Origin of the sequence: Oceanobacillus sp. MO10714A (assembly GCF_037072045.1) — a bacterium.
GTDB classification, from domain to species: domain Bacteria; phylum Bacillota; class Bacilli; order Bacillales; family Amphibacillaceae; genus Oceanobacillus; species Oceanobacillus indicireducens.
In genome coordinates this window covers 1-13,282 of sequence record NZ_JAXHDC010000063.1, presented here as the reverse complement: position 1 = coordinate 13,282, position 13,282 = coordinate 1, and the positions used below count along the sequence as shown (strand labels likewise).

Annotated in this window: 15 protein-coding genes and 3 pseudogenes; 8 read left to right on the top strand and 10 right to left on the bottom strand. The window is 32.5% G+C overall.

The window, feature by feature from the left end; all coding sequences use genetic code 11:
* Positions 1-274 precede the first annotated feature (274 nt).
* From SPD53_RS18215 to SPD53_RS18190, 6 genes and pseudogenes are all read left to right on the top strand, one after another.
* The gene (locus tag SPD53_RS18215; protein ID WP_164216701.1) at positions 275-505 is read left to right on the top strand and encodes a helix-turn-helix transcriptional regulator; all 231 of its coding nucleotides are present in this window, start codon (positions 275-277) and stop codon (positions 503-505) included.
* Positions 495-893 carry a hypothetical protein gene (locus SPD53_RS18210; protein ID WP_040037946.1) on the top strand — a complete coding sequence of 133 codons (399 nt, stop codon included), beginning with the start codon at positions 495-497 and terminating at the stop codon, positions 891-893. The genes SPD53_RS18215 and SPD53_RS18210 overlap by 11 nt, the downstream gene beginning before the upstream one ends.
* Positions 894-1,538: 645 nt before the next feature.
* Positions 1,539-2,310 (top strand): annotated as a pseudogene (locus SPD53_RS18205) (MerR family transcriptional regulator).
* Positions 2,294-3,190: a DUF2268 domain-containing protein gene (locus tag SPD53_RS18200; protein ID WP_336253402.1), complete on the top strand. Its 897-nt coding sequence runs from the start codon at positions 2,294-2,296 to the stop codon at positions 3,188-3,190. The pseudogene SPD53_RS18205 and the gene SPD53_RS18200 overlap by 17 nt, the downstream one beginning before the upstream one ends.
* Before the next feature lie 127 nt (positions 3,191-3,317).
* Positions 3,318-3,554, top strand: a complete 237-nt coding sequence (locus SPD53_RS18195) for a transposase family protein (RefSeq protein ID WP_336253401.1) — start codon at positions 3,318-3,320, stop codon at positions 3,552-3,554.
* Between the two features lie 190 nt (positions 3,555-3,744).
* Entirely contained in the window at positions 3,745-3,870 is a 126-nt protein-coding gene (locus tag SPD53_RS18190) for a hypothetical protein (RefSeq protein WP_336253400.1), read from the top strand.
* Here SPD53_RS18190 and SPD53_RS18185 read toward each other — a convergent pair.
* The 6 genes and pseudogenes from SPD53_RS18185 to SPD53_RS18160 form a co-directional block, all read right to left on the bottom strand.
* Positions 3,867-5,144, bottom strand: a complete 1,278-nt coding sequence (locus SPD53_RS18185; protein ID WP_336253399.1) for an MFS transporter — start codon at positions 5,142-5,144, stop codon at positions 3,867-3,869. The two genes, SPD53_RS18190 and SPD53_RS18185, sit on opposite strands and share 4 nt — an antisense overlap.
* A 14-nt stretch (positions 5,145-5,158) precedes the next feature.
* Positions 5,159-5,743 (bottom strand): ArsR family transcriptional regulator, encoded by a 585-nt coding sequence (locus SPD53_RS18180; protein ID WP_033826650.1) that lies wholly within the window; start codon positions 5,741-5,743, stop codon positions 5,159-5,161.
* A 533-nt stretch (positions 5,744-6,276) separates the two neighbouring features.
* Positions 6,277-6,921: a GAP family protein gene (locus SPD53_RS18175; RefSeq protein ID WP_033826651.1), complete on the bottom strand. Its 645-nt coding sequence runs from the start codon at positions 6,919-6,921 to the stop codon at positions 6,277-6,279.
* A gap of 100 nt (positions 6,922-7,021) precedes the next feature.
* A complete protein-coding gene (locus tag SPD53_RS18170; RefSeq protein ID WP_164216693.1) occupies positions 7,022-7,672 on the bottom strand; it encodes a DUF4097 family beta strand repeat-containing protein in 651 nt (216 codons plus the stop codon).
* Between the two features lie 73 nt (positions 7,673-7,745).
* Entirely contained in the window at positions 7,746-8,489 is a 744-nt protein-coding gene (locus SPD53_RS18165; RefSeq protein WP_033826652.1) for a MerR family transcriptional regulator, read from the bottom strand.
* 77 nt (positions 8,490-8,566) lie between these two features.
* Positions 8,567-9,164: pseudogene (locus SPD53_RS18160) on the bottom strand (LysE/ArgO family amino acid transporter).
* 120 nt (positions 9,165-9,284) lie between these two features.
* Here SPD53_RS18160 and SPD53_RS18155 point away from each other — a divergent pair.
* Positions 9,285-9,767 (top strand): GntR family transcriptional regulator, encoded by a 483-nt coding sequence (locus SPD53_RS18155; RefSeq protein ID WP_320385040.1) that lies wholly within the window; start codon positions 9,285-9,287, stop codon positions 9,765-9,767.
* A gap of 6 nt (positions 9,768-9,773) precedes the next feature.
* Positions 9,774-10,730, top strand: coding sequence for an aminotransferase-like domain-containing protein (locus SPD53_RS18150; RefSeq protein ID WP_336253403.1), 957 nt, complete (start codon positions 9,774-9,776; stop codon positions 10,728-10,730).
* Between the two features lie 203 nt (positions 10,731-10,933).
* On the opposite strand, the gene SPD53_RS18145 is transcribed toward SPD53_RS18150, so the two are convergent.
* The 4 genes and pseudogenes from SPD53_RS18145 to SPD53_RS18130 all read right to left on the bottom strand — a co-directional run.
* Complete coding sequence (locus SPD53_RS18145; protein ID WP_306068325.1) at positions 10,934-11,629, bottom strand: class I SAM-dependent methyltransferase; 696 nt, start codon at positions 11,627-11,629, stop codon at positions 10,934-10,936.
* The gene (locus SPD53_RS18140) at positions 11,626-11,871 is read right to left on the bottom strand and encodes a hypothetical protein (protein WP_320385039.1); all 246 of its coding nucleotides are present in this window, start codon (positions 11,869-11,871) and stop codon (positions 11,626-11,628) included. Before SPD53_RS18140 ends, SPD53_RS18145 begins: the two co-directional genes overlap by 4 nt.
* A gap of 153 nt (positions 11,872-12,024) precedes the next feature.
* A complete protein-coding gene (locus tag SPD53_RS18135; RefSeq protein ID WP_033826654.1) occupies positions 12,025-12,939 on the bottom strand; it encodes a class I SAM-dependent methyltransferase in 915 nt (304 codons plus the stop codon).
* A 54-nt stretch (positions 12,940-12,993) separates the two neighbouring features.
* A pseudogene (locus SPD53_RS18130) lies at positions 12,994-13,282 on the bottom strand (DUF6179 domain-containing protein); the annotation flags it as partial.

Genomic DNA, 13,282 nt, shown 5'->3' with positions numbered 1-13,282 from the left:
GAGGTGTTTTGTTATATATCCTTTGTTAGGAAATTCGTTATTACTCCGGAATCTGACCCGATTGTTAAAGTATCACGCTATAGTTTAAAAAGAAAAGAGACGCTTATTAAACAACATCCTAGCTGTATTAATGTTTCAAAATTTCTCCTCTGATCAAGGTTTCATTTATCTTACAATCACTATATGTATAAGATGTTTGACATTTTGTTTGCTGCATAATATAATTAAAAATGTAAAATATGTTTGACAAAAAGGAGGGAGGAACGGGCATCTAATGTTAAATCGTATCAGGGAATTACGTAAAACACAGAAAATGTCACAAGAACTTCTTGCTAATAAATGTGATGTGTCCAGACAAACAATAAATGCTATTGAAAATAATAAGTATGATCCAAGTCTTGTTCTTGCATTTAAAATCGCAGCTATCCTAGATATAACAGTGGATGAGCTGTTTCAATTTCAGTTGGCAGAAAGCAAAAGCGAGGAGGAATCTAATGAGAAATAAAAAACTAAAAGTATTAACTGGCATTGTTTTAAGTGTTATCACCCTTTTATTTTTAGGGTTATATATTATAGATTTTTTAAATGATAGTGAAAATCCAGCACCTGATATTCTGCTATGGGTTGTTGTTATTTTAACATTCTTTTATTCAGCAACATGGGGCGATGATTCAAAAGCTGAAGAAGATGAAATGGGCCAACAAATTAAGAATATAAGTGGAAAGATAAGTTACTATATTCTAATAGCTTTTCTATTTGTTCTTTGGTTTGTATACAGTCAAATAAATGAATCTGATTTAGGCAGTATCTTTTTGCTTTCTGCATTTTGTATTGGAGTTATCATATTTCCAATCGTTCAATTTATGGTTGCCAGAAGATTTATGAAAGACTAATCTTCTTTTCAAAAAGAAAATTATTTTAGAATGGTCCAAATACTTTTTTAAAATCACTCGTTCAATTTGTTTTTCCCGAATGGACGATTGGTACCGTTGGTAAAGAGGTGAATAGGTGACAATTAATTTTTGTTCCAAGTCATTTTCCTTTATGTATCGCTCTTTGTAGTACGTTCTTGTATTATTTTCTAGATGGTGAATATCATCCAAATTAACTTTTTGATTACTCACGTTAGGGAAATTGCTTTGCAAAGCACCGTATTAAAAGCCTTAGAGACCTTGTTTTATCAAGGATTCGAGGCTTTTTTACTTTTCTTGATTTTTTAGGCTAAAGCATGAAAATGAACGTATTTGGGGCTAAATTGGGGCTGATTAATATTAATCAGTATAGGCGTATGTAAGAGAATGGGTATATTTCAAAAAAATGGGTATTCGGATTTTGTGGTGGAAAAGGGCTTATAAGTCTCCCTTTTCCAATTTCTTAATAAGTGTGGAAAAATCGACACCATAGTTTCCTGTTATCACGTGGTCTGTTACTTCATCCCAATATTTCAATACAAAATCCCTTTTCATAAAGTATCTTCATTCTATTGACTTTAACGTAACGTAATACTTTATAGTAGTAATTGAAGGAGGCGCAAAGTGATGGATATGAAGGTAAAAGAAGTGGCAGAATTGGTTGGTGTTAGTATTCGTACACTTCATCATTATGATCAGATTGGATTGTTGTCCCCAAAAGAAATCACTGATTCTGGTTATCGGCTCTATTCAGAAGAAAACCTTGAAACATTACAACAAATTTTATTTTTCAAAGAACTTGGATTCACCTTAAAGGAAATTAAAAAGATTATTAACAGCCCCTCATTTAACCGACAAGAAGCATTGATTTTACAACGAAAAATGTTGATTGAGAAACGAAATAAAGTCGATAAAATGATTGAAACCATTGATAAGACGATTAAACATATGGCGGGAGAAATACAAATGACGAATGAAGAGAGGTTTGAGGGAATTAATGTTGGATTCAACCAATTTGAAGAAGAAGCTCGCCTTCGTTGGGGAAATAAATCTATCGATGAGATATACACAAAACTAAAGGATTGTCCAAGATGAACAAAATGATTTACCTTATAGATGGGATATGATCTTCAATAAACTTGCATGGCTTCGTGATCAATGCCCCAAATCCTAAAAGGTACAACCAACAATTAAAGAATGGTATGACTTTTTAAATAAAAACTTTAGTAACTACTCCCTTGATACCTTTTATGGATTAGGTCAACTCTATATTAATGATGAACGTTTCACAAAAAATATAGATCAGTATGGTGAGGGTTTAGCAAAACTCATGATTGAGGCGATGAAGGTCTTTACGAATAATCAAATAAGAGGTGGTAGCAATGAAAATAATAATTGAGGATACCATTGAACAATACGAAAAATTGTTTTCAATGGAAGAAGATAAAGAAAATTTTTATCGGTACTCAATGATGAAGCCCTTTGAAAAGATGTGGAATATGATTAATGTTCCATTAAAGGCTAAGCAACCTAATGGGTATGATGTAATAATGGCTACAAATATGCTTGGTTATCTTAATGTATCAGATACTCAAATTGGAAGACAAGCATTAGAAAGTTTAAAAGAAATTCAGGCTCTTCAAACAGCACATAGCACTTTAAATCATTGTATTAATTTTATTGAAAAAAATAATATAAATATTAATACTGATGAATTGAGATTTGGTATGTATATAGCTGACCCGAAGAAGCTCGAATTACAAAAAGGTTATTGTGGTTTTGGAGGAATTCCAGGGTTTATTCAAGTATCTATTTACCCAAACTCCTATAATATTCCAAGGATTCCTGCTGTAATTGCACATGAATTCCATCATAATATCCGTTTTTCATATTTTGATTGGGATCATGGAGACGTTACCGTTGGTGATTACTTAATTATAGAGGGTTTAGCTGAGTCATTTGCAAAAGAACTTTATGGAGAAGATCTTTTAGGACCTTGGGTTACATCTTTTGATAAAGAGGACTTGGAGTATTCAAAAGAAGTTATAAAGGATGCTTTAGATATTAAAGGGTTTGCTGAGGTCAGCAGTTATATGTTTGGTGATACCATTGCAAAAGAACAAGGCTATCAACCTGTTGGCTTATCACCATTTGCTGGTTATGCAGTAGGCTACCAAGCAGTACAATCTTTCATGGAAACCAATAATGTGGGGATAGTAGAAGCTACCTTACTTGGCACAGATGAAATACTAAGCAATTGTGGACTGTTTTCTAAATAACCTGTTTGTACTAATGAAGGCATTACTGCGATAGCTAAGTAATGCCTTTCTTATTTAACTGCAATTCATATGATTTTCTTATTAAATGCTCAATAAAACAAAGGGAAATGGAATAATGACAATTAATATGCTCAATCTACCAAGTTTTAAGATTCTTGATATGAAGGAGAGTGAATATGATTATAGGTTCTTAGTTGAGACTACATTGCCATCTCCTTCTTATTGCCCAAAATGTGGTACAGTTGCTAATCTATATAAGCATGGTAAAAAGGAACAATTATTCTTTGATTTGCCGATGCATGCTAAACGAGTTGGCATCTTCGTTAAAAATGTAATGGGTGTGGGGATACATTCTATTCTTTGAATGTCTCCCAGATATTGATGAAGGGCGTTCTGTTACCAATAGGCTAATTTAATTGGGTTCAAGGAGCAAGCAACCAGAATTTTATATTTAATAACTAATTGAGGACAAAAAAGATGTTGTATATAGCATAAAAAGGAATTCAAATGCCTATGTGGTGTTTAAACAGAATAAACTCCCTACGAAGCGATAAATGACGTATAAATATCATATGGTACTTGCTACCTCTATCTATTCTATTACTCATTCCAGTACAGGGGAGACCAATCGATTAGTAGAATCCACTGAAGGAGAAAGATCGTTCGGTTATGTCAGTTAGTAATCTTTACCTTCCGCCGTCAATGAAGGCTTATTTATGTGAATTCCCATTAAATCTCCTGTAAGCATTGCTAACTTCGGTAATCTTCTTAAGCGTGAATGTAAAAGCCAAACGATAGAAACAAATAGAAATCCTAACCCTGCAAAAGAAAATGTTAGAGTACTACTGGTTACACTAGCAACATAACCACCAACTATGGAACCAATTGGCATAGCAATCGCACTCATACTACCAGATACTGTATTTATACGCCCCAAGAGTTCGTGTGGAACTACGGTTTGTAACGTTGTTGCAAAAATGACATTTGTACCACCAATGGGAATCCATGCAAGAGCAAAACATACTATAGCGATAGATGTAATCGGAAATATTGCTGCAAGGATCCACAATAGTGCACTAAAACAAAAGGATATTGTTACAAAAATACCTAACCGAAATCTTCCCATCCACGATCCGCATAATGCACCAACTAATCCACCAACAGACATAGCTGCCAAATAAAAACCGTAAAACATCGGACCTCCTCGTACATCTGCAAAGGATGGCAAAATTGCCATAGTAGCCCCGATACAAAAATTTGCAACAATCGAACCAATTAAAAATACAGCAATTAATGAACGATAAACAACACGAAATCCTTCCTTTAAGTCAGTAATATATTGCAAAATCTTCTGTTTTCCAGTTCTGCTATCTTTTTGTTCAACCTTTCTAGGCAATTGTATCAAACTAAACAATATTGCTGCCATCGCAAAAATAATGGAATCGGCTAGATATAACAAAACTACTCCAAAAAAAGTGACAAGAATACCTGAAATAGCATTAAACACTAGATCAATTCCCTGATAGGCAAAAGCAAAATAAGAATTACCTTTAATTAAGTGCTTTTTTTCTAAAATGATAGGTAATGCCTTTGTTTGTGATGGATAAGCGAATTGCTGAATAAATGAAGCGATTGGCATAATGATTAATACAAGCTGAACTGTTAACAAGTCAAAATAGTATGTGATTGGAATTAAGAAAATCAATAATGTTTGAAGTAGTTGGGTAACGATTAACGTTTTTTTTACTTGCCATTGATCTACAAAAGGACCGGTAATAAACTGTAATGAGGAAGGCAAAAGCGTTAGAAATCCCGCAAGTCCTGTGTAAAATGCATTTCCACCCAGCTTATAAACGAGCCACATTGTAGTGACATAATACAAACTGTCCCCAATATTTGTTACAACCCTACCGATTAATAAAAATAAATAATTTCTGTTCTTAAAAATATCCATCCAACTCTTTCCCCTTATTCTTTCTCATCCGTTTGAAAACCAACGGTAGTAATATAATATTTATTTTTCTTACCCTTTGATTGTAGGCCCATATGGTGTAACTCTTTTAAAAGAGCATAATACTTTATTTTCCATTGTGTAAATTGCTCTTCCGTTGCCTCCAGTTCCCAAGTAGAAGAAATAAAACGTCGTTCCAATGGTTTTTCATTCGGTTCTCTTGTTTCGAAGGATTCGGCGGGAGCTTCCCTAATTTCTTGTTTGGCACGTTCTAGAATTCCATACATTAATTGTTTGGTTGTATCTCTTATTTCCTTTTTTCTCGGAAGAAGTTTTTCAGAAATTTGGAAATCAGCCGCCACTGCTTGGTAAAACTTCTGTACAATACCATTTTTTTCTTCCGTTTTTACGATTTGGACTAACCCATTTTTCTCCAATTCCTTTAGGTGGTAATGGATCTTCCCGCGTGCGATTGACAAAATCTCAGAAAGTTGTTGACCAGTATAAGCACGCATCACCAAATGCATCATCATTTCGGCACGTAACGGATCACTTAATGCTTTTAACTGATTAAAATCATCAATAATCAAATTATTTTTCATCTCTTTAATAACCACCCTTTGTAAAATAAACTAAAACGGTTAAAAATATTTGACTGTATTATACTATAAAAAATTAAAAAAAGGAAATGAATAACTGCAACAGAATCTGTCAAGTATTTACGGGAGCTATTCTCACCTTTAAGTTTTATAACCATATTTTTCTAAAAAAACAGGAAATATTTATTAGGAAAAATCACTTTTTCTTATCAGAGAACTTCAACTATAAATTTAATCGGAAAGACAGAAATCCCTTTGGATTTCATGATGTCTGTGATAATAAATCTTGAAGAAATTTAAAGAACTATCCTCTAACCGTCATGTGTATCCCTATCTGTATCGTCTAAAACCCTGCAAAAATAAGTAGCACTTTCCATATAGTTTATATTGATTGCTACTTGCCAGAACAGACATATGTCTCAAAGGAATATTATTATTTATCATTTTCGTTTTTTTGCTACTTCAAAGTGAAGGATTTCTTGTTCTCATAAAACTATTATTCTTTTAATAAAATATTCATTCCAATCTTTTAATCATCAACTATTTATCAAAATAATTAAACCAACAATAGCCATAATCCACGACAATGTTGCTCCCTGGTTTTTCTCTAACCTCAATTTTATTTTCATTAATGGTTCCCGAAGCCATTGTTTAAATAATAAATGTATTCCAATAAGAATGAGCGGTGGAAGTACCATAATGAAGTTATAACCTGCTAGTATGGGAATCCATTGAAATGGATTTAATTTGACTGTTGTCATGATGCCGATAGCCGCAAAATAAGGTAATGCTGTCCCGACTTCAATTAAACCAGTCATTAAGCCAAGCATAACCATGGCCAACATACTTTTCGACTTCGGTTTATATGTTTTAGGGGTGGATTTAGCTGGTACAAAAAAACTCCCAATAAATAGCCCCAAACCTAAATAAAACATAAATTGACTGAGTATAACACTTTCATCGAAACTCGGAAACTTATGGAAAATACTTCCAACCCCCATCATTAAAAATATTCCTACAGTAAAATAAAAGATGCCAACCGTTAACAGATAAGCAAATAACCTTCTGATTAATCGCTCCTCTTCCATAAGTAGCATATAAACAGTTACACTTAACGTTGTCGGACTCAATGTGTCCACTAAAGCTAATATGCCTATCGGAATTAAAAATTCAAAACTCACTTTATATCATCCTTTTCTTGCATTATTGGCTAAATATTCACAATAATGATTTTTACACAATAAACACAAAACACTTAATAGGATAGGAAAAGTACGTCAATTATCGTATAGAAATATTCCCCGAGGCTGTTTTTATTCCAATAAAATAAATTCCTTCATTTGCTTTCCCTTCAATCGATTTATCATTTTGCTTTTCTATGTCAATTGGTACAGTAATTGTTTGTAACCCACTTGCTGTCTTTGTCTGTAATTCAATGTCCGGTTGTATCGTATTCAACGATACAACTACGTTTCCGCTCGATGTTGTAATATTTACATCACTATGGAAATCCTTGAAGTCTAGTGTAACATTCCCGCTTTTCTCATTTACTTCGATATTTGTTGTTTCAAGGTCTTCCGATGTTACATTTCCGGATGTTCCATTAATAATAACTTTTCCTGTAAAATCTTTTGAAATCTTGACTATGAGTTGATTATTTAAATTAATTTTCGGACCAATGTTAAAGATCCTTTTCTCCATAGATATGGATACTTCATTTGCCTTTTCGGATACATCAATATTTTTATTTGAGTGTAACACTTCTAAATTTGACTGTTCTACACTGATTAGATGAACATTTTCACTTCCATGGTCAATGTAAATAGTATCAATACCATCAAGATCAATTGAGTGTACAACTTCTTCTTGATTAAAATTACATCCCGTTAACAATATCATGCTTAAAAAAATAGTAATCAAATATTTTTTCATCTTTATCCCTCTTAAAAATAAATTTTTATAAAAATCCATCTATTCTACCTTGAACAATTTTACAGATGAAACTTCAATGTCGCTTATTTTCATAAAAATCCCATGCCTCTTCTATTAAATTTAATATATCCTGTTCTATCGGATAAAAGCCCATCTTTGTTGATTTTTCTGGTGATTTACGTATTTCCCATAATTTATTAAAAAAATCATCATTTTCACCAAATGTATCTATTGCCTTTTCATACATACAATGTATAATTTGCTGAATTTCTGGAGAATTAGCACCCTTATGTTTGAATTTTTTCAAATCAACCAAATAGGAAATCCATTCAAGAGAGTGCGGATCATCACTGTCCATTTTCGGTAATTTGTTAAGTAATTTCCTTTCACCTTGATGAAAATATTTATCACGAAATATATTTTGTTGTTCATTTTTACTCTGATACAATTGAATTAATTTATTTATATATGTCAAATCAACCGAATTCTCAATTTTTAGGGTGTTTAAGAGTCCTTTTAGCGTTTTTTCTATTTGAATAATTCTTTGTTTTTCTTGCAAAATATAGTTTAACTGATTTTTTAGTCCGATCTCCCAATCCCAGTTTTTATCAGATAACATCTCCTTTATCTCGATTAAACGAAATCCTAAAGATTTTAAAAATTGGATTTCCTGAAGTTTTTTTATCTCCTTTTCACTATATAATCGATGCCCACCTTCTGTTTTTCCAGCTGGAGGCAATAAATTTATTTCATCATAATAACGCATTGTTCGAACAGAAACTCCAGTTTGTTTTGTTAATTCTTTAATTGAAATCATTTCCCTATCACCTCATTCTGACTATAAGTATATAAGATTACGTTACGTCACTTTCAAGTATCTCTCCTGGTCTTTGCTCAAAATATTTTTATTCCCATATAAATTGCAATGCACCAAATTAATATCGCATAAATTTTATTTATCCATTTTAGAATAGTTCCATTTTTATTAAATCGGCCAACTCTTTTCCCAGCATAGCTAAGGCAAAGAACCAAACCCAAGAAACTACAATACACGCAATTGTAAAAATCCATTTTTCATGATTTTGATAGAGCAATGAGTTCGTCCCAATTACCCCTATCGTATCCAAAATGGCATGTGGATTTAGTAAGGACACGGAAGCAGCAAACGTAATTTGCCTTTTTGGAGAAAATTGTTTATTTTCTGCATCGTTCAGTTCAGATCTATCCTTCCACATTAGCCAACCTATATATATTAAGAAAATAAATCCTATTGTATATAATAAAACACGAACCCATTCAAAACTTAAAAATAATAATCGATACACCTGCTACTGCCAATGAAATAAGAATCGTATCACAAATACCAGCCGTTATAACAGCTGGAAATGCAGACATAACTTTTATGAGTTGCTCCTTGATTAAAAATATTTCGTACTCCTAAAGGAATTATTAATCCAAAAGCTAAAATGATTCCATGAACCAAGGCTTCCATCTTTTTCCCTCCCATCGTATTTTAGAATAAGAGAATTTACTCTGTTTGTCTCCAACCAATTGGTTGGAAAAATAGCCAACCATTTCATATAATTATTAAAAATACGAGGAGGGTTGAAAGATGGGTAATATAGAATGGAAGCCGAAAAAATCCTCATCATTACCTTTACATCTACAAATCTACAATTACATAAAAAGGAAAATTTTGAATGGAGAATGGTCTATTGGAATGAAGTTACCGTCACAAAGAAACTTAGCAAAACAGTTTGATGTTAACCGAAGTACAATTATTATGGCTCTTGAAGAACTTTCCGCAGATGGTTTAATTGAATCGAAAGTTGGAAGTGGTACAACAGTAATAAATAATACTTGGGGAGTTCTAGCATCGTCACCTCCTCCTAATTGGATTGATTATGTACGTTCTGGTATTCATAAGCCCAATAATAACAGCGTACAAAAAATTAATGAGGCTGAAACAAATCCTCATATAATTCGACTAGGAACCGGTGAACTTTCCCCCGAACTGTTATCTTGTAATCAACTAACAAAACTGTTGCAAATGGATATGAGAAGTAACCTATCTTTAGGGTATGAAGGACCTTAAGGGAGCATTCACCTCAGGGAAACAATTTGTGATTATTTAAAAGGAAAGGGCATCGAAACTTCGCCTTCATCTATATTGATTGTTTCCGGCGGTTTACAAGCTTTACAATTGATTTCAATCGGTCTGTTACAACGGGGTTCAGTTATTTTTCATGAATCACCTTCATATCTTAATTCTATTCATGTTTTTCAATCTGCCGGCATGAATTTATTCGGTATCCCTATGGATGAGGAAGGGATCAAATATGCATCCATTGGTCGTTTAAAACGACAGCACAACCCTGCTTTAATCTATACAATACCATCGTTCCACAATCCAACAGGCACTCTAATGTCTGAAAAAAGGAGAAAACAACTTTTGGAAGACTGTCAAAAAGCTTCTCTTCCTATAATTGAAGATGATGTTTATGGTGATTTGTGGTTTGAACAACCACCGCCTAAACCACTAAAAGCAAATGATAAGCAAGGTAGTGTACTTTATATGGGAAGTGTATCTAAGACATTCAGTCCAGGCCTGCGGATTGGCTGGATTGTTGGACCCGAACCTGTTATCAACCGTCTTGCTGACATTAAAATGCAAACAGATTACGGCTCAAGTTCTATTTCACAATTTTTAGTAAATAAATGGCTTAAAAATGGGTATGAAGAGGACTTAACTTTAGTTAGGAGTGAATTAAAATGTAGAAGGGATTATATGATTGAAATTTTAAATACTTATTTTTCTAATATAGCTACATGGAATATTCCAAGTGGGGGATTTTATATTTGGCTAAAAATCACTCCTAGTATTTCCACTAGGAAGTTATTTGAAAAAGCTATTCAAGAGGGAATACTGCTAAATCCAGGTAATATATATGATAAGGACGATCATAGACATTTACGGTTGTCCTATTCCTATGCAACTTTAGATCAAATTAAAAAAGGCCTCAAAAGAATATCGGAATTAATCATTGAAATGATGTAGAATCTATGAAACGATTATAACTTATGTATTAGTGTATTATACCGGTTTAAAATCCTTAAATTGAGTTACTGGTTCGTGAAGTAATTTCAAACAATTTCCTTGGTATTAAGATAGGCAGAACAAGGACTTTCCAATTCCTACTATAGTTAGAAAGTCCTTTTCACTTATCTCCTTTCATAATATGAAAGCTATATAGTTTTCATTTAGTTAATACGAGTTACCATGGTAGAATATTCTCCAGTCTCTACAGTATAAGAATCAAATGTGGATATTAAAATCTCTTCCATAAATGAAAGGCCTGGCGCATAAATAAAACTTCCACCAATTTTTAAGGATTTTAATATCTCCATATACTTTGTTGCATACTTTTCATAATCTCCATCAGGTCTCAAGTGATGGTGCATAAAATGATTTGAAAATGCCATATGAGAAATGACAGTTCCCCAAGTGTCTGGAACGTACGTATACTCAAGCCAATCCACTTGATATATTTTATTGTTCAGATTCTGAACATTTCGATCCAACCCGTATACAACTATGTCATTTTTCCTTAAAAAGTGAACAAGGTTTGCCTGTTGTCCACATCCAATATCTAAAACAGGCTGTTTAACCTTTGACAAATAGATACCTAATAATCTCATTTGAAACTCAGAAGTATATTCAGCACATTTTATTTCAAGTACATCCGGGCTTTCCCTATACTTTTTAAATATCTCTTTACCGTTTGAATCTAATAAAAAGCTCTGTAGATTTTTATAATGGGAACGAAACAACTGATCAATTTCTTCTTCAGATACTTCCTTTTGATTACAAATTTCATATACCTGTTGAAGCAGAGCTTCATAGACTTTTTGAAGTTGAAGATAATCCTTTTGGGAAAAATTTAAATATTGATTCACCTCAACGAATAAACGAATCGTTTTATCTGAAATGTATTTTGCCAGTTTTGAGTTGTGTCATTTAAATGTGCAGTTTCTATAAAATTGGCGATATCTTTGGATTTTTGTTTGAATAAAGCACTAGTTTCTTTGGAAGAATTTAAAACGAATCGTCCATTTGTCAACTCATAAAAAAGACTTTTATTTCGATTGTGGAATAACTGTTGTTCGATTAAATTTTGAAAATCTGATATGGTAAACATTTTCTCTCTCCTATCCAAAGCCACATTATTCATTGAACTTCTATCATGGTAAATTTGTTAACCGTATATTTAGTTTGAATAGATCAAGAAGACCTTTGTTTAATTTTCAGAATCTTGTTCATAAAGGTATTCCCTCATACTTATAATTTCTTTTTATTTTTTCACCGCATGAACATAGTGAATTGTCTCAAAGGCCGATAGGTAATCTTTTCGGTTTTCAAAGTATAGATTTTGAATTTTTGAAGGTGATAAATGTTCATAGATGAGCAAACCAGATTTTTCTAATATTCCCTTGATTTCAGAGTATGGAAAACACGATTTCATTGGCTCTCCACCTACCGCAGCCATTTTCACCATGTTTTCTACTCTATTAGAAAATCCTTTCTCCTCAAAAAGTTTTTCATCGGCATAGTCGAAAACAATCGAGCTCCCAGATGGGACTTCAGCGAATAATTTCTCAATCAAGCTTGATAGTTCATCTTTCGTTAAATAATAAGATACACCCAGTAAACTAATAAATGTTTTTTCATAGCTAAAGCCCTTCCCAAAAAGTTTTTCGTACGAAAATATTTTCGTGAAATCCATCGGAATAAAATGAAGATTCTTCGGTATTTTTAAATCAACTTCAACCAATCTTTGTACTTTAAATTCCTGTGTAAATGGATGATCAATTTCAAATATTTCAAGAGTGTTTTCCAATTCAGGGTGTCGTAAACAAAAAGTATCTAAGCCTGCCCCGAGTATGACATATTGCTTTACCCCAAATTTAATTTCATTTTGTAATACATTTTCGCAATACGCAGCACGTGCTAAAGGTGTCGGTGATAACTGAACTTGTGTAATCCATTTTAAAATTTCCTCCGGATTACCTTTATATTTTTTCGCAATTTCTTTGTTAAAGAACTGAATGCCTTGAACCATATTCTTTTTAATGTCATGATATTCTTTTTGTGAAATTAAGTCTTTAGCTATAAAATCATCAAAAATTTTTGGTGTATCGAATTGACTATGGTAAGCTCTACCAAAAGCTGATATTAATGAAGTTAAACTTGATTCATTTTGTTTCATGTAATAATCACCTCCATTAAAATAGTGATAAAACAAGACAATCTTCCATCTAAATTAATAAAAGCTAATTTCTTCATAATCAATTTCATAAACATATTGCTGAATAACTGATTTTCTACTTGGATGAATTTTGTTTATAAATTTAATAAATTGATCCTGCCATTCACTTTCAATCTCCCTTTTTCTAATATTAGGTGAAGAAAGGTATATAGAATTATTTCTTAATTCTTCATAGAACACTATTTTTGTCAAGATAGCTAGTTCTACATCACCAAAAGTCTTAAAAAGTTCTTCATATTCATCGTTCAATAAACAATCGGTATTAAGTATATCGATATAATCA

Bases quoted from the DNA above. Each gene is read 5' to 3' on its own strand.
- SPD53_RS18200 (WP_336253402.1), top strand. From the start codon at position 2,294: ATGAAAATAATAATTGAGGATACCATTGAACAATACGAAAAATTGTTT.
- SPD53_RS18140 (WP_320385039.1), bottom strand. From the start codon at position 11,871: ATGTTTACCATATCAGATTTTCAAAATTTAATCGAACAACAGTTATTC.
- SPD53_RS18190 (WP_336253400.1), top strand. From the start codon at position 3,745: ATGACGTATAAATATCATATGGTACTTGCTACCTCTATCTATTCTATT.
- SPD53_RS18215 (WP_164216701.1), top strand. From the start codon at position 275: ATGTTAAATCGTATCAGGGAATTACGTAAAACACAGAAAATGTCACAA.
- SPD53_RS18165 (WP_033826652.1), bottom strand. From the start codon at position 8,489: ATGATTTCAATTAAAGAATTAACAAAACAAACTGGAGTTTCTGTTCGA.
- SPD53_RS18180 (WP_033826650.1), bottom strand. From the start codon at position 5,743: ATGAAAAATAATTTGATTATTGATGATTTTAATCAGTTAAAAGCATTA.
- SPD53_RS18135 (WP_033826654.1), bottom strand. From the start codon at position 12,939: ATGAAACAAAATGAATCAAGTTTAACTTCATTAATATCAGCTTTTGGT.
- SPD53_RS18155 (WP_320385040.1), top strand. From the start codon at position 9,285: ATGGGTAATATAGAATGGAAGCCGAAAAAATCCTCATCATTACCTTTA.
- SPD53_RS18170 (WP_164216693.1), bottom strand. From the start codon at position 7,672: ATGAAAAAATATTTGATTACTATTTTTTTAAGCATGATATTGTTAACG.
- SPD53_RS18195 (WP_336253401.1), top strand. From the start codon at position 3,318: ATGCTCAATCTACCAAGTTTTAAGATTCTTGATATGAAGGAGAGTGAA.
- SPD53_RS18185 (WP_336253399.1), bottom strand. From the start codon at position 5,144: ATGGATATTTTTAAGAACAGAAATTATTTATTTTTATTAATCGGTAGG.
- SPD53_RS18210 (WP_040037946.1), top strand. From the start codon at position 495: ATGAGAAATAAAAAACTAAAAGTATTAACTGGCATTGTTTTAAGTGTT.